Below are 20,614 nucleotides of genomic sequence, written 5' to 3'. Positions count from 1 at the left end.
CAGCCTCGTAGTGTGACGCGCATGACAGCACTGCGCGCGACCCCGGGACCCACGATCGTCAGCGTGAGGGCCGTCCCCGTCGCGGGCCACGACAGCATGCTGCTGAACCTCAGCGGCGCCCACGGGCCGTTCTTCACGCGCAACCTCGCGATCGTGACCGACAGCGACGGTCGCTCCGGCGTCGGCGAGGTGCCGGGCGGCGAGTCGATCCGCCAGACGATCGACGACGCGGCCGCCCTGCTCGTCGGCCAGCCGGTCGCCCGCTACGGCTCGCTCCTGCGCGAGGTCGCCGCGACCTACGCCGACCGCGACGCGGGCGGCCGCGGCGTCCAGACCTTCGACCAGCGCACGACGATCCACGCCGTCACGGCGCTCGAGTCGGCCCTGCTCGACCTGCACGGCCAGCACCTCGGCGTCCCGGTCGCCGAGCTGCTCGGCGAGGGCCAGCAGCGCACCCACGTGCCGATGCTGGGCTACCTCTTCTTCGTCGGCGACCCCGACGCGACCGACCTGCCCTACCTGCGCGAGCCCGCCGGGTCCGACGCGTGGGAGCGCGTCCGGCGCGAGCAGGCGCTCGATCCCGACGGCGTCGTGCGCCTGGCCCGGGCCGCCGCCGAGCGCTACGGCTTCACCGACTTCAAGCTCAAGGGCGGCGTGCTCGCCGGCCACGAGGAGGCGCAGAGCGTACGCGCCCTGAAGGAGGCCTTCCCCGACGCCCGCATCACGCTGGACCCCAACGGCGGCTGGCTCCTGGCCGACGCGATCGAGATCGGGCGCAGCCTGCGCGACGTCCTGGCCTACGCCGAGGACCCGTGCGGACCCGAGGGCCGCTTCTCGGGGCGCGAGACGATGGCGGAGTTCCGCCGCGCCACGGGCCTGCCCACCGCGACCAACATGATCGCGACCGACTGGCGCGAGATGGCGCACGCCGTGCGCGAGCAGTCGGTCGACATCCCGCTGGCCGATCCGCACTTCTGGACGATGCGCGGCTCGGTGCGCGTCGCGCAGATGTGCCACGACTTCGGCCTGACCTGGGGATCGCACTCCAACAACCACTTCGACGTCTCACTCGCGATGTTCACCCACGTCGGTGCGGCCGCGCCGGGCGAGATCACGGCGCTCGACACCCACTGGATCTGGCAGGATGGCCAGGGGCTGACGACCGCTCCCCCACAGATCGTGGGCGGTGCGATCGAGGTGCCCACGACGCCCGGCCTCGGCGTCACGCTGGACGAGGACAAGGTCCAGGCCGCGCACGAGCTCTACCTGGAGCACGGCCTCGGCGCCCGCGACGACGCCGTCGCGATGCAGTACCTCGTCCCGGGCTGGGAGTTCGACTCCAAGCGCCCCTGCCTCGTGCGCTAGGCGAGCCAGGCCTCGACGGCGTCGGCCACCGCCTCGGTCGCCTCGACCGGCGCGAGGTGCCCGACCCCCTCGAGGGTCGCGATCGGCACGTCGCCCGGAAGCGCGTCGGCAAGGCGGCCAGCCTGCTCCACCGGGATCCACGGGTCCGCCTGCCCCCACCCGATCGCGGCAGGACATCTCACCGAGGCGAGTCGCTCGACCACGGGACGGGTGTCCGCGGGCGTGAGGGCCGCGATCTGCCGGTAGAACGCCGCCTGCCCCGGCTCGGTCACCCACGGTGCTGCGAGCCGTTCGACCCACGCGTCGGACAGCGCGTGGTTCGCGGCGCCCGCGACGTACTCGCGCACCAGCGCGGCGTGCAGTGCCGGTGGCAGGGCGGCGAACACGTCGGCGTTCTCGGCGACCAGGCGGAAGAAGGGCGATCCCCACGGGTCGAGGGTCACGACGTCCCACAGCACCAGGCGCCGGTACTCAGCGCCGTGTCGCAGGTGGGCGCCGAGCGCGACCGCTCCCCCGATGTCGTGCGCGACGACGTCGGGCGACTCCAGCCCCCAGTGGTCCAGCAGGCGCGGCAGTCGCGCCATCTGCGACGCGAGGTCGACCGGGACGTCGGCGTCCATCGAGGACCGCCCGTACCCCGGCATGTCCCACAGGTGCACCCGTCGACCCTGGGCGAGACGCGTCCCGACCTGTCGCCACACCTCGGCCGACCACGGGGTCCCGTGGCACAGCACGACGTCCGGGGACGGCCCCTCGGACCCGAGGACCCACGTCGCGGTCTCCACCCCGTCGATGCTGACGATGTCCGGTTCCATGCCCCCACGCTAGAGCGCGAGCCGCACCGCGAGCCCGAGACCGGCGATCGCCACGGCGATCCGGAACGGCTTCTCCGGCACCCGCCGCACGACCCACGGGCCGGCAGCAGCACCGACCACGGCTCCGGCACCGAGCAGCAGCGCGGCCGACCAGTCGACGTCCGCGACCACGACGAACACGCAGACCGCCGCGAGGTTGGAGACGCCCGTCGCGACGTTCTTGACGGCGTTGGTGATCGCGAGCGGCTCGGAGTGGCGCACCGCGAGGATCGCCAGCGCGATGATGCCGACGCCCGCCCCGAAGTAGCCGCCGTAGACACCGACCAGCACCATCAGCAGCGGGCCGGTCCACCGCGGTCCGGGCACGCCCTCACGTCGCTCGGCACGACGCACCGCCCAGGCACGGATCCGGTCGCGCGCGAGCAGCAGCACCGAGCCCAGCGCGACGAGCCACGGCACGACGGCCTCGAAGGCCTCGGCCGGCATCGAGAGCAGCAGGGCTGCCCCGAGGAGCCCGCCGAGGAACGTCTGCACGACGAGCACGCCGACGCGGCGCCCCTGCCCCTTGAGCTCGGGCTGCGAGCCACCGATCGCCCCGGCAGCCGTGCCGACCATCGCGGTCGTGTTGGTGACGTTCGCGACGAGCGGCGGCAGCCCGAACGCCAGCAGGGCGGGGTAGCTCACGAGCGACGCGAGCCCCGCCACCGAGCCGCACAGCCCCGCACCGATCCCCGCGAGGACCAGCAGCGCCTCGCTCACCTGAGCGGCGTGACGAGCTCGCCCCGCTCCAGGAATGCCGCGACGTTGTCGAGCACGAGATCGGCCATCTCGCGGCGGGTCTGCTGCGTCGCCGAGCCGACGTGCGGCACCAGCACCACGTTGTCGAGGGCCCACAGCGCCTCCGGCACGTGCGGCTCGTCGGCGAAGACGTCGAGACCGGCTCCGGCGATCGTGCCGTCGGTCAGGGCCGCGACCAGGGCGGGCTCGTCGACGAGGCCACCGCGTCCGATGTTGACCAGGTGCCCCTGGGGCCCGAGCGCCGCGAGCTCGTTCGCGCCGACGATCGGGTCGCCGCCTCCCGGGGCGGCGAGCACCAGCACGTCGGCCCAGGCCGCGAGCTCGGCGACCGACGCGTGGTACGCGAACGGGACGTCGGCCACCGAGCGGTTGTGGTACCCGATCTCGCAGCGGAACCCGGCCAGGCGGTCGGCGATCGCCGTCCCGATCCGGCCCAGGCCGACGATGCCGACCTTGCGGCCCGTGACGTGGCCCGTGAGCGGATACGTGCCGCCGGCGGCCCACCGGCCGTCGCGCACGTACCGGTCAGCGGCACTGACCTGACGCACCGAGTCGATCAGCAGCCCGACCGCGAGGTCCGCGACCGCGTCGGTGAGCACGCCGGGCGTCGTCGCGATCGCGATGTCCCGATCGCGGGCCGCGTCGAGGTCGATCGAGTCGAAGCCGACCCCGAAGCTCACGATCGCCTCGAGCCCCGGCAGTGCCGCGATCTCCTCGGCCGAGAGGCCGAAGCGGGAGGTCGTCACCGCGACGCGGACGTCGTCGGCCGGGTCCGAGACGGCACCGTGCAGGCGCACCAGGTCGGCGGCCAGATCGGCCTGCAGCGGGTGGGCCAGGAGCACAGGAGACGCCATGGTCACGACGCTAGCAACGATGCCCGTGACCACCGTCACGACCTCGCGACGACGAGACGGCGATGACCAACCGGCATCACGTGATGCCGATGCGGTTCGAACCCCTCCCACGGTCACGCGCGGGCCAGCGGTGGAGGATCATGGGACGAGTGACAGGTGTCGTCGAGGGCTTCGCGACGATCATCGCCGTCATCGCCCTCGGCTGGATCCTGGCCCGGGTCGGCCTGTTCGACCTGGCGGCCCAGCAGCTGCTGAGCAAGCTCGCGTTCTACGTCGCCAGCCCGGCGCTCATGCTCACGGTGCTGGCGTCGGCCGACGTGTCGACGGTCCTCTCCTCGAACCTCGTCGCGACCGTCGCCGCGGTCGGCGTCGTGGTGGTGATCTACGCGCTGCTCGCGGTCTTCGTGTTCCGCCAGGGCCTCGCCGACACGGTCGTCGGCGCGCTGTCGTCGTCCTACGTCAACGCGGGAAACCTCGGCCTGCCGATCGCGGCGTACGTCCTCGGCGACGCGGCCCTGGTGGCCCCCGCGCTGCTGCTCCAGATGCTGCTGCTGCAGCCGCTCGGCCTGACGATCCTGGACATCGCGGTCGCCGAACGCCGGCTCTCGTGGTGGCAGGTCGTCTCCCGCCCGTTCCGCAACCCGCTGACGCTGGGCTCGATCATCGGCGTGACGCTCTCGGTCACGTCGACGCCGATGCCGCGGGTCGTGCACGATCCGCTCGAGCTGGTCGGCGGCATGGCGGTGCCGGGGATGCTGATCGCCTACGGGATCTCGCTGCGGCTCGGCCCGCGACCGGGTGCGGGCGACCGACCGGCCCACCTGTGGACGATCGTGTCGCTCAAGATGGTCGTGCAGCCGCTCGTGGCGTACGCCGTGGCGCGGTACGCGCTGGACCTGGACGGCGCCGAGCTGCTCGCCGTCACCGTCATCGCGGCGCTGCCGACGGCCCAGAACATCTTCGTGATCGCCAGCCGGTACGAACGCTCGGCGGTGCTCGCGCGGGACGCGATCTTCATGTCGACCCTGCTGTCGGTGCCCGCCGTCGCCGTGATCACGGCCCTGCTCACCTAGCCTGTCGTCATGTCGCTCACGATGTCCCTGGCCCGCGCCGTCCTGGCCCGCCGCCCCAAGACGCTCACCTCGGTCGAGACGGCGCAGAAGCGGGTCGCCGAGCGCGACGCCCCCGCCGCCGTGTCGCGGGCACTGCTCCGCTCGTGCCACGTCGAGGAGGAGACCGTCGGCGGTTTCCCGGTCATCACGCTGACCCCGCGCGAGAAGGGCTCCGGCACCGAGCTCGTCTACCTTCACGGCGGCGCCTACATCGCGGCGATCATCCCGGCGCACTGGGCGTTCCTCGGCAAGGTCGTCGCGCAGACCGGCGCGACGGTCACGGTGCCGCTGTACGGGCTCGCCCCGGAGCACACCGTCGACGACGCCTTCGCGTTCGTGCCGCCAGTGATCGAGGCCGTGCGCCGACGCGCGGCGGGCCGACCCGTGTTCCTCGGCGGCGACTCCGCGGGCGGCGGCCTGTCGGTCGGCCTGGCGCTGCACGGGCAGGACGTCGACGGCCTGGTGCTGATCGCGCCCTGGCTCGATCCGTCCGCCTCCAACCCGGTTGCGCCCGGCCTGGTCGAGATCGACCCCATGCTCGAGATCCCCGGCGCCGCGTGGGCAGGCCAGCAGTGGGCGGGCCCGCACGATGTCACGGACACCCGGGTGAGCCCGATCTTCGCCGATCCGACCGGGCTGCCCCGCACCCTGGTCCTGCAGGGCGGGCACGACGTGCTGCTCGCCGACACGCTCAAGTTCTGCGAGCGCGCGATGGACGCCGGGGTCGACCTGCGGTTCCGAGTCGAGCCGTCCGGCTTCCACGTCTACCCCGCCGCGACCTTCACCCCCGAGGCCCGCCGCGCCGTGAAGCTCATCGCGGAGTTCATGCGGGGCTAGCCACGCTCGAGCGGGCGCTCCGGGTCTGAGGTCCACGCGTTCAGCGAGCCGTCGTAGATCGCGACGTCGTCACGGCCGAGACCCTGCAGCGCGAAGGCGACCGCCGTGGCGGCGATGCCGCCACCGCAGTACGTCACGGGTGCGACGCCGGGGTCGAGGGCCCCGACGGACTCGAACAGCGGACGCAGCTCGTCGAGGCTGCGCAGCTGGCCCGACGCGTCGACGAGCTCGTCGAACGGGACGTTGACGCTGCCGGGGATGCGGCCCTGCGCGAAGGAGTCGCGGCTCAGCGAGTTGACGAGCAGCACGGCGTCGTCGCTCGTGGCGGCCTCGACCTGCGCGGTCGACGCGATGCGCTCGGGGCGGCGCTGCGGCGTGAACGTGGCGGCCGGGTACGAGGCGTCACCGGCCTCGACCGGGAAGCCGGCCCCCTGCCAGGCGGCCAGTCCGCCGTCGAGCACCACGACGTCGTCATGGCCCTCGAACGTGAGCTGCCACCACAGGCGCGTCGCCCAGATGCTGTTGACGTGGTCGTACACGACCACGGTGCTGTCGTGGCCGATGCCGAGTCCACCGACGACCTCGGCGAACCGCGCCGAGGCCACCGCCGCGAACCCGGCCTCGCCGTCGTGCTCGGTCAGCTCGGTCAGCTGGTCGGCGAAGGTCGCGCCGGGCACGTGGGCCTCGCGGTACGTCTCGCGACCGGACTCGGTGTGGGCACCGTCCTCGTCGAACGTGAGGTGGACCGTGGCGTCCACGACGCGGATCGAGGAGTCGGACAGGTGGTCGTGGAGCCACTGGGCGTCGACGAGGCGCGGGTGCGAGGAGGTCATGCTCCCGAGCCTAGGGACCTCCGGCTACGGAGCGAGCGCGACGCCGATGGCTGAGACGTCGGCGACGAGCTCGTCGCGCGTGAGGTCGAGATCGCCGGCGAGCCAGTGGCTGACGACGTCGGTCGTGCCGGCCACGACGAGGCGTGCCGTCAGGCGCAGGTGCGGATCGGTGGGGTCACCCCGCAGGACGTCGACCATCAGCAGCATCGCGTAGTCGTCGAGCGCCTCCTCACGGCGCGTGCGCAGCGCGTCGTGCGCCCCGGTCTCGGCGTACAGGCGGGCGCGTCGGGGGTCGGCCGCGAGCGTGTCGACGAGGGCGCGGACCGTGGCGCTGATGCGGGCGCCCACGTCGTCAGGGGTGCCGGTCAGCGCCTCGGCGATCGCGACCTGCACGTCGCCGAGCAGGTCGTCGACGAGCGCACGCAGGAGGACGTCGCGGTCGGCGAAGCTCTCGTAGAAGTAGCGCTTGGTGAGCCCGGCCTCGGTGGCGACGGACTCGGCGGTGACGGCCGAGACCCCGCGCTGCCCGACCAGGTCGAGCCCCGCCTCCACGAGCTTCTCGCGGCGGCCGGACCGACGGTCCTCCGCACTGACGCCGCGGTAGCGGCGCTCGACCGGTGGGGTGCTCACGCCGACATCCTTCCATTGACAACTCCACTCCGGGACTGCATTCTGACACGCAACCGTGTCAGAGAGAGGTGGGTCACATGGGTTGCTGCCTGGCTGCTGCGCTGCTCATCTCGTGGATCCGTCGTGCCTGGCGGTTCGGACGAGGTCCGGCACCCGAACCGTTCCCGCCCCCGGCCCGCCGATCGGCCCCCGGAACTGCAGCACCGGCACGGGCGCCACGACCCGTCGCGCAGAGGCCCGTGATCGCCGCCGGACCGGCGGGCGCGCTCGCCGTGCTGGCCTACGTCGGCACGGCCGAGCTGCTCGGTGACGCCAGCGGCGCGCACCTGCACTGGCTCGCCCGTGACCTGATCTGGGCCGCCGCCCTCGTGGCGATCCTCCTGCTCGTGCCCGCGTCTCGCCGCCCCCGCGAGGGCTGGCGTGCGCTCATGGTCGCCGGCGCCACGTGGACCACCGTGATGATGGTCGACGCCCACCTGCTCGGCCGCACCTACTCCCCCGTCCTCGACGTCGCGCTGCACCTGCTCGGCCTCGCCGCCATGACCGTGGGCCTGGCCCGCTGGTGGCCTGCACTCCTCGCCTCCCCCACCCCCGCACGATCTGGAGTCCCCTCATGACCAGCACCCTGGAGCAGCGTCCGCTGCTGATTCCCGTCCCCGACGGCGCGTTCGGTCCGACGACGCAGCTGCGGATCACCCGATCGATCGGGGTCTACACCGCCCTGTGGCTCATCGTCCTGGTCGTCGCCGGGGCCGCGACGGGCGACGGCTGGCGCGCTGCGGCGCTCGGCCTGATCTGGCCCGGTGGCGGCTTCGTCGCCTCGGGCTCGTTCGTCATGGCCGCGGTCGTGCTGGCGATCTTCGTGCTGGGCCTGGTGGTCTGGTGGTTCTTCGGTGCCACGATCGTGCCGCCGCTCGTGCTCGCGGGCACCGCCTGGTGGGGCGCTGCCTCGGCGGACGACCTCGACCACGTCGGGCTGACGCTGGCGGTCGGTCCGACGCTCATCGTCCTGGGCCTCCTGGTGCACCTCGCCCGCCACCGCGCACAGGTGCGGGTCGGTGCCGCGCTGAACCGCGAGCTGGCGACGGCGGGGCTCGTCGTGGGCGGCGCCCCCGACCTGGCCGCCGGCCTGCCCGTCGCCGAGAGCTCCGCGGAGGACCTCGCGCGACTGCGCTTCGGCCTGGACCTGGCCCTGCAGCCGGTCGACGAGTTCACGGGGTTCACCCACCTCGACCAGTACCGCGAGGCTGCGCTGCGCTACCAGCTCAACGCTCTCTCCTACGGGCTCTCGATGGCGCAGTTCACACGCACCCCGGCCTTCGGCGGCTACCTGGCGGAGGCGCAGCGCAACGCGATCGAGAAGATGCTCGTCCGTCGGGCGTGGGCGTACTGGGCGCACGAGAACGCCTGGGGCAACCTGAAGTGGGACCCGGAGCCGGTCGAGAACTCCGAGAACATCATGCTGACGGGCTTCTACGGTCTGCAGATCGGCATGTACGAGACGCTCAACGACGACCGCTACTCCCAGCCCGGCGCACTGGCCTTCCGCTGGAACGCGAAGCGCACCTACGACCACAGCTTCGGCAGCCTCGCGTCGTCGATCCACCGCAACATGAACGCCTCGGACTACACGCTCTTCCCGTGCGAGCCGAACTGGATCTACACGGTCTGCAACACGTTCGGGATCAACACGCTCGTGAGCCACGACCGCCTGCACGGCACGGCGTACGCGACCGAGGTGCAGCCGAAGCTGCAGGCGGCGTACGACCGCGAGTTCGTGCGGCCCGACGGCAAGCTGCTCGGCGTGCGGGCCGCGCATCTTGGCATGACGTGGAACTTCTGGGCGAGCCCGTCGGTGCAGACGACCACGACCTACTGGATGCACGCGGCGCTGCCCGAGCTGTCGCTGCGGACGTGGTGGCTGCTGAAGCGGGGGCTCGAGATCCGCGACGGGATCCTGCACCTGCCGACGTTCGCGACCAAGAACCTCGACCCGGGCAACTACCTGATGCTGCGCGACACGTTCGGCCACGTCGTCACGATGATGGCGGCACGGGAGCTGGGCGACGAGGAGTACGCGGCCGCCGCGCAGCGGACCCTCGACGAGCGCGAGCCGATCGAGGATCGCGGCGGGGTGCGCCGGATGGAGCGGTCGTCGGGCCTGGCGAACCTCTACGCCTCCCTGGGGCGGTTCGGTCGCGAGAACGGGCTGCGCGACCTCGTCTCGCACGGCACGCCCGAGGCGTGGCGCACCGGACCGGTCCTGGCGGAGTGCGCCTACCCGGACGTGCTGGTCGCGAAGGCGGTCACCGACGGCCAGGCCCTGGACCTCGTCCTGCTGCCCGGCGCGGGGCCGGTGCGCACCGACCTGGCGATCGAGCGGCTGGTGCCGGGTCGCGAGTACCAGGTCACCGGTGCCGCCACGTCGACCGCGACGGCCGATTCCGAGGGCCGCGCGATCGTGACCGTCGACCTCGGCGAGCGGCTCGAGGTGCGGGTCTACTAGTCGAGCGTCGCGACGACCTCGCGGGCGACGCCGGCTGCGGACTGCGGGTTCTGACCGGTGACGAGGCGGCCGTCGACGACGACGTTCTCGGCGAAGTTCGGGCCGACCTCGACGGTCGCACCGAGCTCCTCGAGGCGGGTCTGCAGCAGGAACGGGACGGCGTCGGTGAGGCCGGCGGCCTCTTCCTCGTCGTTCGTGAAGGCGGCGACCTTCTTGCCCGCGACGAGCGGGCGGCCGCTGCCCAGCGTGATGCCGACCAGCGCGGACGGGCCGTGGCACACCGCCGCGACGACGCCGTCGTTCTCGTAGATCGTGCGGGCGACGGAGGCGACGCTAGGGTCGTCCGGGAAGTCCCACATCGTGCCGTGACCGCCGACGAAGTAGACGGTGTCGTAGTCGGTGGCGCTGACCTCGGACAGGCGACGCGTCTCGGACAGCTGCTTCTGCACGGCGTCGTCGTTCAGGAACTCGGCCTGCACCGGGTCGTCCTCGTCACGGCCGTCCTCGGGCGGCTGTCCACCCTTGATCGAGGCGAAGTCGACCGTGTAGCCGGCGTCGGTGAAGACCTTCCACGGGTGGGCGGCCTCGCCGACGAAGTAGCCGGTCTTGCGCACGCCACCGAGGTCGTCGTGGCTGGTGAGGACGAGCAGTGCTGCACGAGAAGTCATGTCTTCCACGCTAACCACGCCGCCTGAACCCGCAAGGCGACGAGGTCAGGCGGCGTCCTCGTCGTAGGCGGTGAGCCAGCGGGCGAGCCGGTTCTCGAACACGCTGGACTGGTGGCGGGGCAGACCACGGTCGGCCTCGGCCTGGTCGGAGGCGCGGGCCCGGTGGTGGCGAGCGAGGATCTCAGCCAGGACCCCGTGGCCCTTGAGCGCGTGGTCGCGTCGGCACTTGGGGTCGAGATTCTCTCCGCTGGTGGGGCCCTCGGGCCAGGGTTCTCGGTGGTCGAGGTCGCACGTCTCGGCCGGTCGGAGACAGCCGGGGCCGGAGCAGACGCCGTCGCGCAGGACGATTGCGCGCTTCAGGACGGCTGGTGGGCTGTAGCCGGGATAGTCGTGGGCGAGCGTGTCGCGGGTGATCGGGTCGACCAGCAGCCGGTGCCAGAACGCGTCTCCGGTCAACGCCGAGTCGAGGACCCAGTCGCTGGGGACCTCCCACGAGCCGTCAGCCGCAGCCGCGTGACCCTGGGTGAGGCTGGTCAGCACGGGCGCGTCGACCAGGACGGCGATGTCGATCGCCATCCCCTTGCCGCGGGCGGTCTGGCTGTCGTCGGCGCTCATCAGCCACGCGGCCAGCAGGTCCGCCTCGATCTGGGAGCGCGTCCGCCGCGGCGCCTGCTCGGTGCCCTCCGCTGCGGCGTGGTCGGCCTCGGCCGTGCGCGCCGCGATCGCCCCACGTCGCAGGCGTGACGCGATCGCCGCGGCCTGGTGCGCGGGCAGGTAGGCGTTCAACCACGCCATCCCGTCGTCGACCTGCACGAGCTCGACGTGCCGCTTCTCGCGCTCGGCGTCGGCGCGCTCGATCGCCAGGTCGGCCTCGACCCGGTTGACGAACCGCTTCAACCACCGCCGCAGCTCGACCACCGTGTGCTTCGACGCGTACGCGACCACGCTTCCGTCGAGCAGCTCACGCGACTCCGGCCGCTCCAGCTTCTCCAACGTCGACGAGATCTCTCGCGCCCGCGCGGCATCGATGCGCCCGCGACCGAAGGCCCACCAGGTGAGTGGCGCCTCGTCACGGAGCCGATCGGCCGACCCGAGGCGCAGCGAGACCCGCCCCGGCGACATGCTCAGCGCCTGACCCAGCTCGACCGCGATGCCGGAGCGCTCCACCAGCTTGCGCATCGACGAGACCTCCATCGCCTCGATCCGCGCCAGCTCGGCGTCATGGAACGCCAGCATCGCTTGCCACTCCGCAGCCTCGGCCATCGCTCGATCGCGCGCCAGACCCATCAGGTCCGCCACCGTCGCCACGCCGTTGCTCATGCCCCCAACCTAGTGACCCCCACCGACACTTTTCGCCCGTCGTTGCAGGGATTTGGCCACGACCCAGGCGCGTCTAGACACGCTCAGCGCGAGCCGCGATGGCCGACGATGTGCTCTCACGGAACGTGACCAACCGCTCGATCAAGTCCCGCCCAGCCGCACGGTCGACCGGCTCGCCATCCAGCGCCTTCAACCATCTGACCAGTTCTCGACCGGCAACGAACTCGACGCCATCGAGGCGCGCGCCTTCCGGCACCTCGTTCTGGAGCGCACCCCAGACCACCACGACAGGTTGGACGGTGACGTGGCTTCCGTGGGCGCGGTGATCACCGCGCTCCGACTTCAAGACGGTCCGAACCACAGCCTCCGAGCGCTGCTTGACCCGTGATGCCGCTGCCGCCATCGCCCGACGCCGATCCGCATCAGCCTCATTGCTCCACTTCGAGTCAATCGCCACCAGCCCGCCGTGTCGGGTCACCACGAGATGGTCGATGTCGCCGTACTGCAACGGGACGCTGTCGACCCATCCCCAGATGCTCCTCCGCCACCGAGCGCGCTTGAGCTCCTCCCTCGTCGCCTCCTCGCCCCAGGCACCACGAAGGTGTCGGATCGCCGCCGGGTCCTGCGCCAGGAACGCGAGCATCAGGAAGTGCAGGATCGCCGCCACGGCCCCCACGTGGAAGGCACCGGACACGTACCAGCGAACAGGCCCCGAGACGCCTGCGAAGCGGTACCAAACCTCCATGGCCAAAGCCATGGCGACCATCAGCGCCATGCCCGCCGCGATCAGCCAACGCCGACGCCACAGCCATGCGCGTCGAATCTTCCTCAGCTCATGCCTCGAGTACGGATCGAACTGTCCCATGACGTCTCCCTCGTCCTGGTTGGTGCGCAGATTCAACCACGCGAGAGCGCTCTTCGACGTCGATATCGTGGGATCGTGCCGTCCACCACGCCCCGCCGATTCGTCGGCATCGATCTCGCGTGGGCGTCGCGAAACCGCACGGGTCTCGCGGCCGTCGACGACAGCGGGCGACTCGTCGCCTCCGCCGCCGTGCGGTCCGACGACGAGATCGACGCCTGGCTCGCCGAGCACGCACCGGCACCCACGGTGGTCGGCGTGGACGCGCCTCTCGTCGTCCCGAACGCCACCGGCTCCCGACCGGCCGAACGGCTCATCGGCAGCGCCTTCGGCCGGTTCGGGGCGTCCGCGTACCCCTCGAACCGGAGCATTCCGTGGTTCGACCCGCCACGCGCCGAGCTGCTGGCCGCACGACACGGCTGGAGCGTCGACCCGGACCGCGACACGGGTCGCGGCGTCCCGGTGTGCCTGGAGGTCTACCCCCACGCCGCGATGATCGGGCTGTTCTCGCTGCCGCGTCGGATCCTCTACAAGAAAGGCCCGGACCGACGCGCCGGCTTCCTGCAGCTCGTCACCCACTTCGAGACGCTCCGCGAGCTTCGGCTCCAGGAGTCGCCCCGGTGGACCGAGATCGTGCGCCTCGTCGAGACGCCGGCACGCGGCGACCTGACCCGCATCGAGGACGAGGTCGACGCGATCCTGTGCGCGCACGTCGCCTGGCTCTGGCACCACCGTCGCGAGGCGCTCCAGGTCTACGGCACCCTCGCCGAGGGCTACGTCGTCGCGCCTCCCCCGCCCGGTCCCTGACGGGTCCACCCGGGCGGTACCTCCGGTCAGGCGGGCGACGGTTCGTCTCGCTGGCGGCGCAGGGCCACGGCCGCGAGGCCCGTGGTGATCGGGACGGCGGCGATCAGGCCGAGGGTGCCGACGAGGCTGCGCACGATCTCCTGCGCGAGGAACTGGTCGGTCACGACCTCGGCGAGCGAGCCGTTGTCGGCGATGACGAGCACGAGGACCGGCAGCGACGACCCGGCGTAGGCCAGGATGATCGTGTTCACGACCGACGCGATGTGCGCCCGCCCGACCCGCGTCGCGGCCCGGTAGAGCTCGAGCGCCCCGTACTCCGGGTTGGCCTGTGCGAGCTCGTCGACCGTGGCCGCCTGGGTCACCGTGATGTCGTCCAGGACGCCGAGCGTGCCGATCACGATGCCGGCCAGCAGCAGCCCCCTCATGTCGACGTCGTACGTCGAGCCGACCGCCATCGAGAGGTCGTCGGTGACCCCCGTCAGGTGCAGCGCCCCGACGGAGACGGCCGCCAGCTGGCCGGTCAGCACGAAGCTGGCGATCGTGCCGAGCACCGCGACCGTCGTCGTCAACGTGAACCCGTGCGTCAGGTACAGGACCGACAGCATGATCGCCGCCGACCCGACCAGAGCCACGAGCACTGGCCGCTCCCCGTCGAGGATCGCCGGGACGATGAACCACAGCAGCACGCCGAACGTCACCGCCAGCCCGCCGACGGCGCGAAGCCCGCGCCACCGCCCGAACGCCAGCAGGGCCAGGACCGACACGAGCACGAGCACCCACAGCTCCAGGCCGCGCTGGTGGTCGACGACCGAGTAGAGGTCGCCGTCGGGGGTGTCGCTCACGAGCACGACGACCGCGTCGCCCTCGGCGATCGTCGGAGCCCCGCTGCCGTTGGGCAGGTCGACCTCGATCGTGCTGCCCTCCTCCGGCCCGGAGTCGAGCCGCACCTGCGCCGTGCCGCAGCCGTTCGTCTCCTCGACGAGCTCGTCGGCGCAGGGTTCCGCGGCGATCGCGACGACCTGCCCGTCGACCTGCTCCCCCGCGACGTCCTCGGCCCCCGTCACACCGCCCGACGGCCACAGCCACACCATCGCCGCGATCGTGAGCACCGCGATCGGGGCGATCACGACGACCGCGACCCTCCGCAGCCGTGCCGGCTCGGGCGCCGCTCGTCGGCTGTGGGAGTGACCTCCGGTCATCGGGCGAGATCCTCTCGGGCGGGGCAGCGGTTGACGTACACCCTGCCCGACCCGACGCTGGGACCACCACCGGCCCTGAAGGAGCTGCCATGCGCGTGCGCGCCGACCTGAACATCTCGCTCGACGGCATCGCCGCGCCGCCCGTCGGCACGCCGGAGCAGCCGTTCGGCGAGGACTGGGGCCACCTCGTCGCCGCCTACCTCGCGACGCGCACGATGCAGGAACAGGTCTTCGGCAAGAACGACACCGGCACCACCGGGGTCGACGACGCCTACGCCCGCCGCTACTTCGAGGGCACCGGCGCCGAGATCATGGGCGCCCACAAGTTCGGCCTCGACCTCTACGGTGACGACCCCGACTGGAAGGGCTGGTGGGGTCCGAACCCGCCGTTCCACATGCCCGTCTTCGTCCTGACCGACCGGGAGCGTCCCACGCTCGAGATGGAGGGCGGCACGACGTTCCACTTCATCAGTGCCGAGCCACAGGACGCGCTGCACCTCGCGATGGCTGCCGCCGACGGCCAGGACGTGCGCATCGGCGGCGGCCCGACCGTCGTGAAGGACTACCTGCGGGCGGGGCTGGTCGACGAGCTGCACGTCGCGATCGCGCCGATCGTGCTCAACCACGGCATCTCGCTGTGGGACGACCTGCGCGGCCTCGAGGCCGACTTCGACGTCCGCTCCGAGGCGGCCGAGAGCGGCACCTCGCACGTGACGTTCACGCGCAAGGTCCTGGCCCCCTAGCTGTACCGGCGACGGCGACCGGAGACGAGCAGCACGGCGCCCGCCGCGGCCGCGAGCGCGCCGGCAGCGATCCACGCCGGACCGACGTCGGACCCGGTGTTGGGCAGCGTCCCGTCGGCCGGTGTCGCGACCTGGAACTGCTGCGAGACCGTGACGATGCCCGTGGCCAGGTCGACCACGGCGACCTGGTGCAGGCCGCGGAAGCTGCTCGGGACCGGCACGGTCGCGACGCCGTTGGCCGACAGCGCACCGGGGATGAGCTCCGGGGTCGAGCTTCGGATGACCGCCTTCTGGGCCGCCTCGGTGTTCCTCATTGCTTCGGCGATCTCGGCCAGGAGGGCATCGAGGTCGGGGGTCGACCCCGACTGCGTCCGGGCCAGGAGCTCACGGATCCGGGCGTTCTCCCGGTCGACCTGCGAGCTCATCTGCGACTGCAGGCCGCCGGCGTTGATCGAGAGGGTGCCACCGGCCGTCTGGGTCGTCGTGGCGCCCGGATAGGTGCCGTAGATGCTCTCGACCGCGCGGATCTCGTCCTGGATGAGCCCGTTCGGCAGGATGACCGGGACCGGCGCCGTCGACGACGAGGCTCCCGAGGTCTGGGCCACCTCCTCGACCCGCTCCTTCAACGTCTGCGAAGTCGCCTGCAGGTCCTGGGCCGCCTGGATGATGCGTGCGGCCTCGGCGACCTCGGCAGGGGTCGGCTCGGCGGTGAGGTCGGCGCGGCGGGTCAGGCTGAGCGAGCGCGTCACCTCGCCGGACGGGCCGCGGAGGGTCACGTCGACCGTGGCGGTCACGGGCGCGTCGATGCGCACCACGCCGTCGCTGTTCGGGACGGCCGAGCCCTGGACCTGACCTCCGACGAGCAGCTGGACCTCCGACTCGGGAGCGAAGCCGCTGCCCTCGACGACCGTTCCGCGGTCGCGCGTGACGGCGTCGAGCACCGTCACGCGCAGGTTGCGATAGCTCAGACGGTTGGGGTCGTTGCCGGGCTGCTCGAACACTCCGGCCGGGTAGAGGCCCGGCGCGAGCAGCTCGTCCTCGGTCCTGATGGTGAACTCGAGCCGACCGTTGACGTCGGATTGCGCCTCGCGCCGCACCGACGCGACCTGGGCGATGAAGTTGGTGCGCACGCCGAGGTTCTGGCCGGAGAGGACGACGCCCTCATCACGCAGCTTCTCGGCGGTGATCCAGATCGGCCGCGGCACGACCTCGAACGGGTCGAACGCCACCGTGATCGCCGCCGACGCGACGACGGCGCCGCCCTGGCGCAGACCCAGCGTGTGCTGGCCCCGCGTGATCGTCGGGAACGTGACGTGGTCGAGGGTGATCGTGCCGTCCCCAGCGACCGGCAGGCTCCGCACGAGCTCGCCGTCGAGGAGCAGGTCGGCCGACGTCCCCGTGAGGTTCGCGGCGCTCACCGGCACTCCGATGACCCGGTACGCCGAACGGCTCGTGATGGTCGGGTCGACCGTGATCGTCGGAGCCGGGGCGGCCATGGCGGGAGCCATGGTGGCCATCAGCAGCACGGCGAGCAGCGCGATGAGCAGGCGGACAGGTCTCATGGTCGACTCCCGAGCAGGTGCGAGGAGTCGGCGCTCGTCGTCCGGCGAAAACTACCACCGCCACGGGTCATTCAGACGCTGACCGGCGCGAGCTCTCCGCTCTCGTCGGCATCCACGGACGGCTGCTGCGCCTCCGGGTCGGGACGGCGGAGCTTCGGCACCAGGAGCGCGACGAGCGCACCGGCCAGCGCGGCGCCGGCACCCACCAGGAAGCAGAGCTGGAACGCGCTCTCGTCCGGCACCGTGACGCCCGGGCCGAGCTCGAGCGTGCGGCTCGTCAGGATCGCGGCCATGACGGCGCCCGCGATCGTGGTGCCGACCGAGCGCATCAGGCCGTTGACGCCGACGCCCGAGCCGGCCTCGCGGGCCGGGACGTTGTCGAGGATCAGGGTCGGCATGGCCGCGTAGCCGATGCCGACGCCGGCCGAGGCGACGATCGACGCGACCATGAGCTGCCACGGAGCGTCCATCAGGCCGAGGGCCAGGACGTAGCCGGCGCTGATGACGACGGCGCCGATCGAGAGCGTGATGCGCGCACCGACCGTCGTGATGAGGCGGCTGGACACCGGCGCGAACACCAGCATCATGAATCCGCCCGGCGCCATCCAGAGGCCGGCCGCCAGGATCGACTGGCCGAGGCCGTAGCCGGTCGCCTCGGGCAGCTGCAGCAGCTGCGGGACGACGATGGCCTGCGCCATCATGCCGAAGCCGATCAGCAGGGCCGCGAGGTTCGTGAACAGGACGGGCTTGCGCGAGGTGGTGCGCAGGTCGACCAGGGGGTCGTCGTGACGCAGCTCGTACACGCCCCAGGCGAGCAGGACCAGCACGCCGCCGAGGATCGAGCCCACGGTCTCGGGCGAGCCCCAGCCCCAGGTCGAGCCCTTGCTGACGCCGATCAGGGCGGCGCTGAGTCCGACCGCGAGGCCGAGGATGCCCACGACGTCGATGTGTGCGGGGTGGGAGTCACGCACCGTCGGCACGACCGCGGCGGTCAGGACCAGGACCACGAGTGCGAGGCCGGTCGAGACCCAGAAGAGCCCGTGCCAGGAGTAGTCCTGCGCGATCCAGGCCGCGAGCGGCAGGCCGAGGGCACCGCCGACGCCGAGCGTGGCGCTGACCGCTGCGACTGCGCCGGCCGCCTTCTCCTTCGGGGCGACCTCGCGGACGAGGCTGATCGCGACCGGGATGTAGCCCATCGCGACGCCCTGCAGGGCACGGCCGACGAGGAACGGGGCCAGGGTGCTGGACAGGGCGGCGATGAGCGAGCCGACCGCGAGGATCCCCGCCGAGGCGACGAGCACGCGCTTCTTGCCGTACATGTCGGCCAGGCGACCGCTGACGGGCATCGTGACCGCGGCGGCGAGGAGCGTGGCGGTGACGGCCCACGACGCGCTGCCGGCGTCGGTGCCGAGCAGCTGGGGCAGCTCGCTCTGGATCGGGATGACGAGCGACTGCATCAGGGCGCCGGAGAGGCTGCCGATGCAGAGGATGGCGATGACCGCGGAGGGTGAGAAGACCCGCCGGGTGGAGGTGCTGGCGCTCATGGAGGTCCTTCGGGAAGTCTGGGGCGTGCCAGTGCGGCACGACCAATATGTAGACTACACATCGTTGCACGGAAGAACCACTGAGGAGTGACATGGCCCGGGTCACAGACGATCTGCGCGACTCCCCCGAGGGCGTCGCGATCATCACGATCGCGACGCTCGAGCGCGCCCAGCGGTCCGCCGAGGACACTGCCGAGATCCGGGTCGCGGACCGCCGCCTGCTGTGGCTGCTGTCCGACGGCACCCCGCGGACGATGCGCGAGATCGCCGACGGGCTGGGCCTCGAGCAGTCCACCGTGAACCGTCAGGTCAACGCCGCGCTCGGTCACGGCCTCGTGGCGCGCGCCGACCCCGATGCACAGCACGCCCGCCCGCTCGTCGTGACCGACGAGGGGCGGGAGCTGTTCTCCCGGTCGTTCGACCGCCATCTCGGGTACGTGCGCGCAGCGCTCGCCGCCGTCCCCGCCGATCGGCGCGCGACGTTCCTGGACGACTTCGTCGCGTTCGTCGACGCCTACGGCACGGCGGTGGACGAGACGAGCCCCGTTCCCGGTCGGTGACCGGGAACGGGGCTCGCGCTGGACGGACCCGGTAGGAGGGGGTCAGCCCAGGACGTCGGAGGCGGTGACGTCACCGTCAGCAGCGTCGATCGCCTGCGCAAGTCGATCGAGCTGGTCCTCCTCCACCGTCACGCCTGCTTCGTCGAACCCCTTGCGGAGCTCCTCCGCGACGGTCCCCGACGGCGCGCCGTCCTGGTAGCTCGCGACGCGGTCGACGACGTTCTGGATGGCTTCGAGCTGGTCATCGGTGAAAGTGCTCATGCCCGGCGTGTACCCCGTGGGGCGCAGGTCATGCACCGAAGAGGCGGATGCGTGCGCCCGTCGATCGCGGGTACTCCTCACGCGACCCCCTTCCGCTCGAGCTCGAGGAGACCCCGATGAACGCCTCCCACCCTGACGCCGGACCCGGCACCGACGGCACGGCGCCCGTCGACCCGAAGACGTCCCCCGACACCGAGCCCGACAGCGACGAGCCCCCGACCCAGCCCTCGCCCGACGCGAGCGAGCTGGACGACGACGGGCGCCCCGCCGAGCCGCCGGAGCCCGCCAGCGGATCCGACCGCGACGGCGACGAGCGCCTCTGAGACTGGTCCTCGCCGGCCGGCGCCCCCTGCCGGCCGGCGAGCGACCGCTGCGACTTCGCGGTTCACTACTGACATGCGAGCGATCTGGAAGGGCGCGATCAGCTTCGGCCTCGTCTCGGTGCCGGTGAAGGTCTACAGCGCCACCGAGTCCCACGACCTCCCCCTGCACCAGGTGCACGCCAAGGACGGCGGCCGGATCAAGTACCAGCGCCGGTGCGAGGAGTGCGGCAAGGTCGTCTCGTACGAGGACATCGACCGCGCGTACGAGGAGGGCGGCCGCCGGGTCGTGCTGTCCGACGAGGACTTCGAGCTGCTGCCCGCGGAGCGCGACCACGAGATCGAGGTGGTCGAGTTCGTCCCGGCCGACCAGGTCGAGATCCTGCGGCTCGACAAGGCCTACTTCCTCGAGCCCGAGGACAAGGCGCTCAAGCCCTACACGCTGCTGAGGCGCGCCCTGGAGGACACCGATCGCACGGCGATCGTGCGCTTCGCGCTGCGCCGCAAGACCCGGCTCGCCGCCCTGCGCGTGCGCGGGGACGTCCTGGTGCTGCAGACGATGCTGTGGGACGACGAGGTGCGCTCCCCCGCCTTCGAGGTGCTCGGCAGCACGCCCAAGATCTCCGAGCGCGAGCGCGACATGGCGTCGCAGCTCGTGGAGTCGCTCTCGGACGACTTCGACCCCAGCGCGTTCACCGACGAGTACCAGGAGCAGCTGCGCGAGCTCATCGCGCAGAAGCTCGAGAAGGGTGACGACGCCGAGGTGCTCGTGACCGACGACAGTGGCGACGACGCCGGCGACAACGTCATCGACCTGATGGACGCGCTCGAGCGCAGCCTCTCGAAGCGCTCGAGCGCCACGAAGAAGACGCCGGCCAAGAAGGCCCCCGCCAAGAAGAGCACCGCCAAGAAGGCGCCGGCGAAGAAGAAGACCGCCGCCAAGAAGACCGCCGCCAAGAAGGCGCCCGCGAAGAAGACCGCCGCGAAGAAGGCCGCAGCCAAGAAGAAGTCTGCGTGA

The 20,614-nt window shown here is 71.9% G+C and carries 21 protein-coding genes and 1 pseudogene; 10 read left to right on the top strand and 12 right to left on the bottom strand.

From position 1 onward, the window contains the following. Positions 1-21 precede the first annotated feature (21 nt). Positions 22-1,365, top strand: coding sequence for an enolase C-terminal domain-like protein (locus ABD127_RS01340; protein WP_344196907.1), 1,344 nt, complete (start codon positions 22-24; stop codon positions 1,363-1,365). Here the strand turns inward: ABD127_RS01340 and ABD127_RS01335 are convergent. Genes ABD127_RS01335 through ABD127_RS01325 form a run of 3 tightly spaced genes read right to left on the bottom strand, consistent with a single transcriptional unit; the run spans position 1,362 to position 3,832 of the window. Next, positions 1,362-2,180, bottom strand: coding sequence for an alpha/beta fold hydrolase (locus ABD127_RS01335; RefSeq protein WP_344196905.1), 819 nt, complete (start codon positions 2,178-2,180; stop codon positions 1,362-1,364). The two genes, ABD127_RS01340 and ABD127_RS01335, sit on opposite strands and share 4 nt — an antisense overlap. Positions 2,181-2,189: 9 nt before the next feature. After that, entirely contained in the window at positions 2,190-2,939 is a 750-nt protein-coding gene (locus tag ABD127_RS01330) for a sulfite exporter TauE/SafE family protein (protein WP_344196903.1), read from the bottom strand. Next, a complete protein-coding gene (locus ABD127_RS01325) occupies positions 2,936-3,832 on the bottom strand; it encodes a 2-hydroxyacid dehydrogenase (RefSeq protein WP_344196901.1) in 897 nt (298 codons plus the stop codon). Before ABD127_RS01325 ends, ABD127_RS01330 begins: the two co-directional genes overlap by 4 nt. 140 nt (positions 3,833-3,972) lie before the next feature. Between ABD127_RS01325 and ABD127_RS01320 the strand changes: the two genes are divergently transcribed. Together ABD127_RS01320 and ABD127_RS01315 are read left to right on the top strand one after the other, a co-directional pair. Next, positions 3,973-4,905 (top strand): AEC family transporter, encoded by a 933-nt coding sequence (locus ABD127_RS01320; RefSeq protein WP_344196899.1) that lies wholly within the window; start codon positions 3,973-3,975, stop codon positions 4,903-4,905. Positions 4,906-4,914: 9 nt separating this feature from the next. Continuing rightward, a complete protein-coding gene (locus ABD127_RS01315; protein WP_344196897.1) occupies positions 4,915-5,781 on the top strand; it encodes an alpha/beta hydrolase in 867 nt (288 codons plus the stop codon). On the opposite strand, the gene ABD127_RS01310 is transcribed toward ABD127_RS01315, so the two are convergent. Both ABD127_RS01310 and ABD127_RS01305 read right to left on the bottom strand, forming a co-directional pair. Then, positions 5,778-6,614, bottom strand: a complete 837-nt coding sequence (locus ABD127_RS01310; RefSeq protein ID WP_344196895.1) for a sulfurtransferase — start codon at positions 6,612-6,614, stop codon at positions 5,778-5,780. The two genes, ABD127_RS01315 and ABD127_RS01310, sit on opposite strands and share 4 nt — an antisense overlap. Before the next feature lie 24 nt (positions 6,615-6,638). Next, positions 6,639-7,244 (bottom strand): TetR/AcrR family transcriptional regulator, encoded by a 606-nt coding sequence (locus ABD127_RS01305; RefSeq protein WP_344196893.1) that lies wholly within the window; start codon positions 7,242-7,244, stop codon positions 6,639-6,641. 239 nt (positions 7,245-7,483) lie between these two features. Between ABD127_RS01305 and ABD127_RS01300 the strand changes: the two genes are divergently transcribed. Further along, the gene (locus ABD127_RS01300) at positions 7,484-7,861 is read left to right on the top strand and encodes a hypothetical protein (RefSeq protein WP_344196891.1); all 378 of its coding nucleotides are present in this window, start codon (positions 7,484-7,486) and stop codon (positions 7,859-7,861) included. Continuing rightward, entirely contained in the window at positions 7,858-9,750 is a 1,893-nt protein-coding gene (locus ABD127_RS01295; RefSeq protein WP_344196889.1) for a linalool dehydratase/isomerase domain-containing protein, read from the top strand. Before ABD127_RS01300 ends, ABD127_RS01295 begins: the two co-directional genes overlap by 4 nt. Here ABD127_RS01295 and ABD127_RS01290 read toward each other — a convergent pair. From ABD127_RS01290 to ABD127_RS01280, 3 genes are all read right to left on the bottom strand, one after another. Beyond that, positions 9,747-10,418, bottom strand: a complete 672-nt coding sequence (locus ABD127_RS01290) for a type 1 glutamine amidotransferase domain-containing protein (protein WP_344196887.1) — start codon at positions 10,416-10,418, stop codon at positions 9,747-9,749. The genes ABD127_RS01295 and ABD127_RS01290 overlap by 4 nt on opposite strands. A 45-nt stretch (positions 10,419-10,463) precedes the next feature. After that, entirely contained in the window at positions 10,464-11,738 is a 1,275-nt protein-coding gene (locus ABD127_RS01285; RefSeq protein WP_344196885.1) for an HNH endonuclease signature motif containing protein, read from the bottom strand. A gap of 73 nt (positions 11,739-11,811) precedes the next feature. Beyond that, complete coding sequence (locus ABD127_RS01280) at positions 11,812-12,603, bottom strand: nuclease-related domain-containing protein (RefSeq protein WP_344196883.1); 792 nt, start codon at positions 12,601-12,603, stop codon at positions 11,812-11,814. A gap of 75 nt (positions 12,604-12,678) precedes the next feature. Here ABD127_RS01280 and ABD127_RS01275 point away from each other — a divergent pair, with 75 nt between their 5' ends. Next, positions 12,679-13,407: a DUF429 domain-containing protein gene (locus tag ABD127_RS01275; protein WP_344196881.1), complete on the top strand. Its 729-nt coding sequence runs from the start codon at positions 12,679-12,681 to the stop codon at positions 13,405-13,407. A gap of 26 nt (positions 13,408-13,433) precedes the next feature. Here ABD127_RS01275 and ABD127_RS01270 read toward each other — a convergent pair whose 3' ends face one another. Then, a complete protein-coding gene (locus ABD127_RS01270; protein WP_344196880.1) occupies positions 13,434-14,606 on the bottom strand; it encodes a YibE/F family protein in 1,173 nt (390 codons plus the stop codon). Positions 14,607-14,695: 89 nt separating this feature from the next. On the opposite strand from ABD127_RS01270, the gene ABD127_RS01265 reads away from it, so the two are divergent. Continuing rightward, on the top strand, positions 14,696-15,349 hold the full coding sequence (locus tag ABD127_RS01265; protein WP_344196878.1) for a dihydrofolate reductase family protein: 654 nt from the start codon (positions 14,696-14,698) through the stop codon (positions 15,347-15,349). Here ABD127_RS01265 and ABD127_RS01260 read toward each other — a convergent pair. Together ABD127_RS01260 and ABD127_RS01255 are read right to left on the bottom strand one after the other, a co-directional pair. Then, the gene (locus tag ABD127_RS01260) at positions 15,346-16,911 is read right to left on the bottom strand and encodes an LPXTG cell wall anchor domain-containing protein (RefSeq protein WP_344196876.1); all 1,566 of its coding nucleotides are present in this window, start codon (positions 16,909-16,911) and stop codon (positions 15,346-15,348) included. The two genes, ABD127_RS01265 and ABD127_RS01260, sit on opposite strands and share 4 nt — an antisense overlap. Before the next feature lie 71 nt (positions 16,912-16,982). Further along, positions 16,983-18,464 (bottom strand): annotated as a pseudogene (locus tag ABD127_RS01255) (MFS transporter); the annotation flags it as partial. Positions 18,465-18,547: 83 nt separating this feature from the next. On the opposite strand from ABD127_RS01255, the gene ABD127_RS01250 reads away from it, so the two are divergent. Then, positions 18,548-19,015 carry a MarR family winged helix-turn-helix transcriptional regulator gene (locus tag ABD127_RS01250; RefSeq protein WP_344196874.1) on the top strand — a complete coding sequence of 156 codons (468 nt, stop codon included), beginning with the start codon at positions 18,548-18,550 and terminating at the stop codon, positions 19,013-19,015. A gap of 42 nt (positions 19,016-19,057) precedes the next feature. Here the strand turns inward: ABD127_RS01250 and ABD127_RS01245 are convergent, their stop codons facing one another. Then, positions 19,058-19,276: a hypothetical protein gene (locus ABD127_RS01245; protein ID WP_344196872.1), complete on the bottom strand. Its 219-nt coding sequence runs from the start codon at positions 19,274-19,276 to the stop codon at positions 19,058-19,060. Positions 19,277-19,392: 116 nt separating this feature from the next. On the opposite strand from ABD127_RS01245, the gene ABD127_RS01240 reads away from it, so the two are divergent. After that, positions 19,393-19,599, top strand: coding sequence for a hypothetical protein (locus tag ABD127_RS01240; RefSeq protein WP_344196870.1), 207 nt, complete (start codon positions 19,393-19,395; stop codon positions 19,597-19,599). A gap of 73 nt (positions 19,600-19,672) precedes the next feature. Then, complete coding sequence (gene ku, locus ABD127_RS01235) at positions 19,673-20,614, top strand: non-homologous end joining protein Ku (protein ID WP_344196868.1); 942 nt, start codon at positions 19,673-19,675, stop codon at positions 20,612-20,614.

Source organism: Aeromicrobium alkaliterrae (genome assembly GCF_039529015.1).
GTDB classification, from domain to species: Bacteria; Actinomycetota; Actinomycetes; order Propionibacteriales; family Nocardioidaceae; genus Aeromicrobium; species Aeromicrobium alkaliterrae.
This window is presented reverse-complemented; position numbering and strand designations above follow the sequence as displayed.

Coding starts and splice junctions, on each gene's coding strand:
- ABD127_RS01265 (WP_344196878.1), top strand. CDS start 14,696: ATGCGCGTGCGCGCCGACCTGAACATCTCGCTCGACGGCATCGCCGCG.
- ABD127_RS01240 (WP_344196870.1), top strand. CDS start 19,393: ATGAACGCCTCCCACCCTGACGCCGGACCCGGCACCGACGGCACGGCG.
- ABD127_RS01270 (WP_344196880.1), bottom strand. CDS start 14,606: ATGACCGGAGGTCACTCCCACAGCCGACGAGCGGCGCCCGAGCCGGCA.
- ABD127_RS01280 (WP_344196883.1), bottom strand. CDS start 12,603: ATGGGACAGTTCGATCCGTACTCGAGGCATGAGCTGAGGAAGATTCGA.
- ABD127_RS01335 (WP_344196905.1), bottom strand. CDS start 2,180: ATGGAACCGGACATCGTCAGCATCGACGGGGTGGAGACCGCGACGTGG.
- ABD127_RS01295 (WP_344196889.1), top strand. CDS start 7,858: ATGACCAGCACCCTGGAGCAGCGTCCGCTGCTGATTCCCGTCCCCGAC.
- ABD127_RS01320 (WP_344196899.1), top strand. CDS start 3,973: ATGGGACGAGTGACAGGTGTCGTCGAGGGCTTCGCGACGATCATCGCC.
- ABD127_RS01290 (WP_344196887.1), bottom strand. CDS start 10,418: ATGACTTCTCGTGCAGCACTGCTCGTCCTCACCAGCCACGACGACCTC.
- ABD127_RS01285 (WP_344196885.1), bottom strand. CDS start 11,738: ATGAGCAACGGCGTGGCGACGGTGGCGGACCTGATGGGTCTGGCGCGC.
- ku (WP_344196868.1), top strand. CDS start 19,673: ATGCGAGCGATCTGGAAGGGCGCGATCAGCTTCGGCCTCGTCTCGGTG.
- ABD127_RS01315 (WP_344196897.1), top strand. CDS start 4,915: ATGTCGCTCACGATGTCCCTGGCCCGCGCCGTCCTGGCCCGCCGCCCC.
- ABD127_RS01260 (WP_344196876.1), bottom strand. CDS start 16,911: ATGAGACCTGTCCGCCTGCTCATCGCGCTGCTCGCCGTGCTGCTGATG.
- ABD127_RS01340 (WP_344196907.1), top strand. CDS start 22: ATGACAGCACTGCGCGCGACCCCGGGACCCACGATCGTCAGCGTGAGG.
- ABD127_RS01325 (WP_344196901.1), bottom strand. CDS start 3,832: ATGGCGTCTCCTGTGCTCCTGGCCCACCCGCTGCAGGCCGATCTGGCC.
- ABD127_RS01245 (WP_344196872.1), bottom strand. CDS start 19,276: ATGAGCACTTTCACCGATGACCAGCTCGAAGCCATCCAGAACGTCGTC.
- ABD127_RS01250 (WP_344196874.1), top strand. CDS start 18,548: ATGGCCCGGGTCACAGACGATCTGCGCGACTCCCCCGAGGGCGTCGCG.
- ABD127_RS01310 (WP_344196895.1), bottom strand. CDS start 6,614: ATGACCTCCTCGCACCCGCGCCTCGTCGACGCCCAGTGGCTCCACGAC.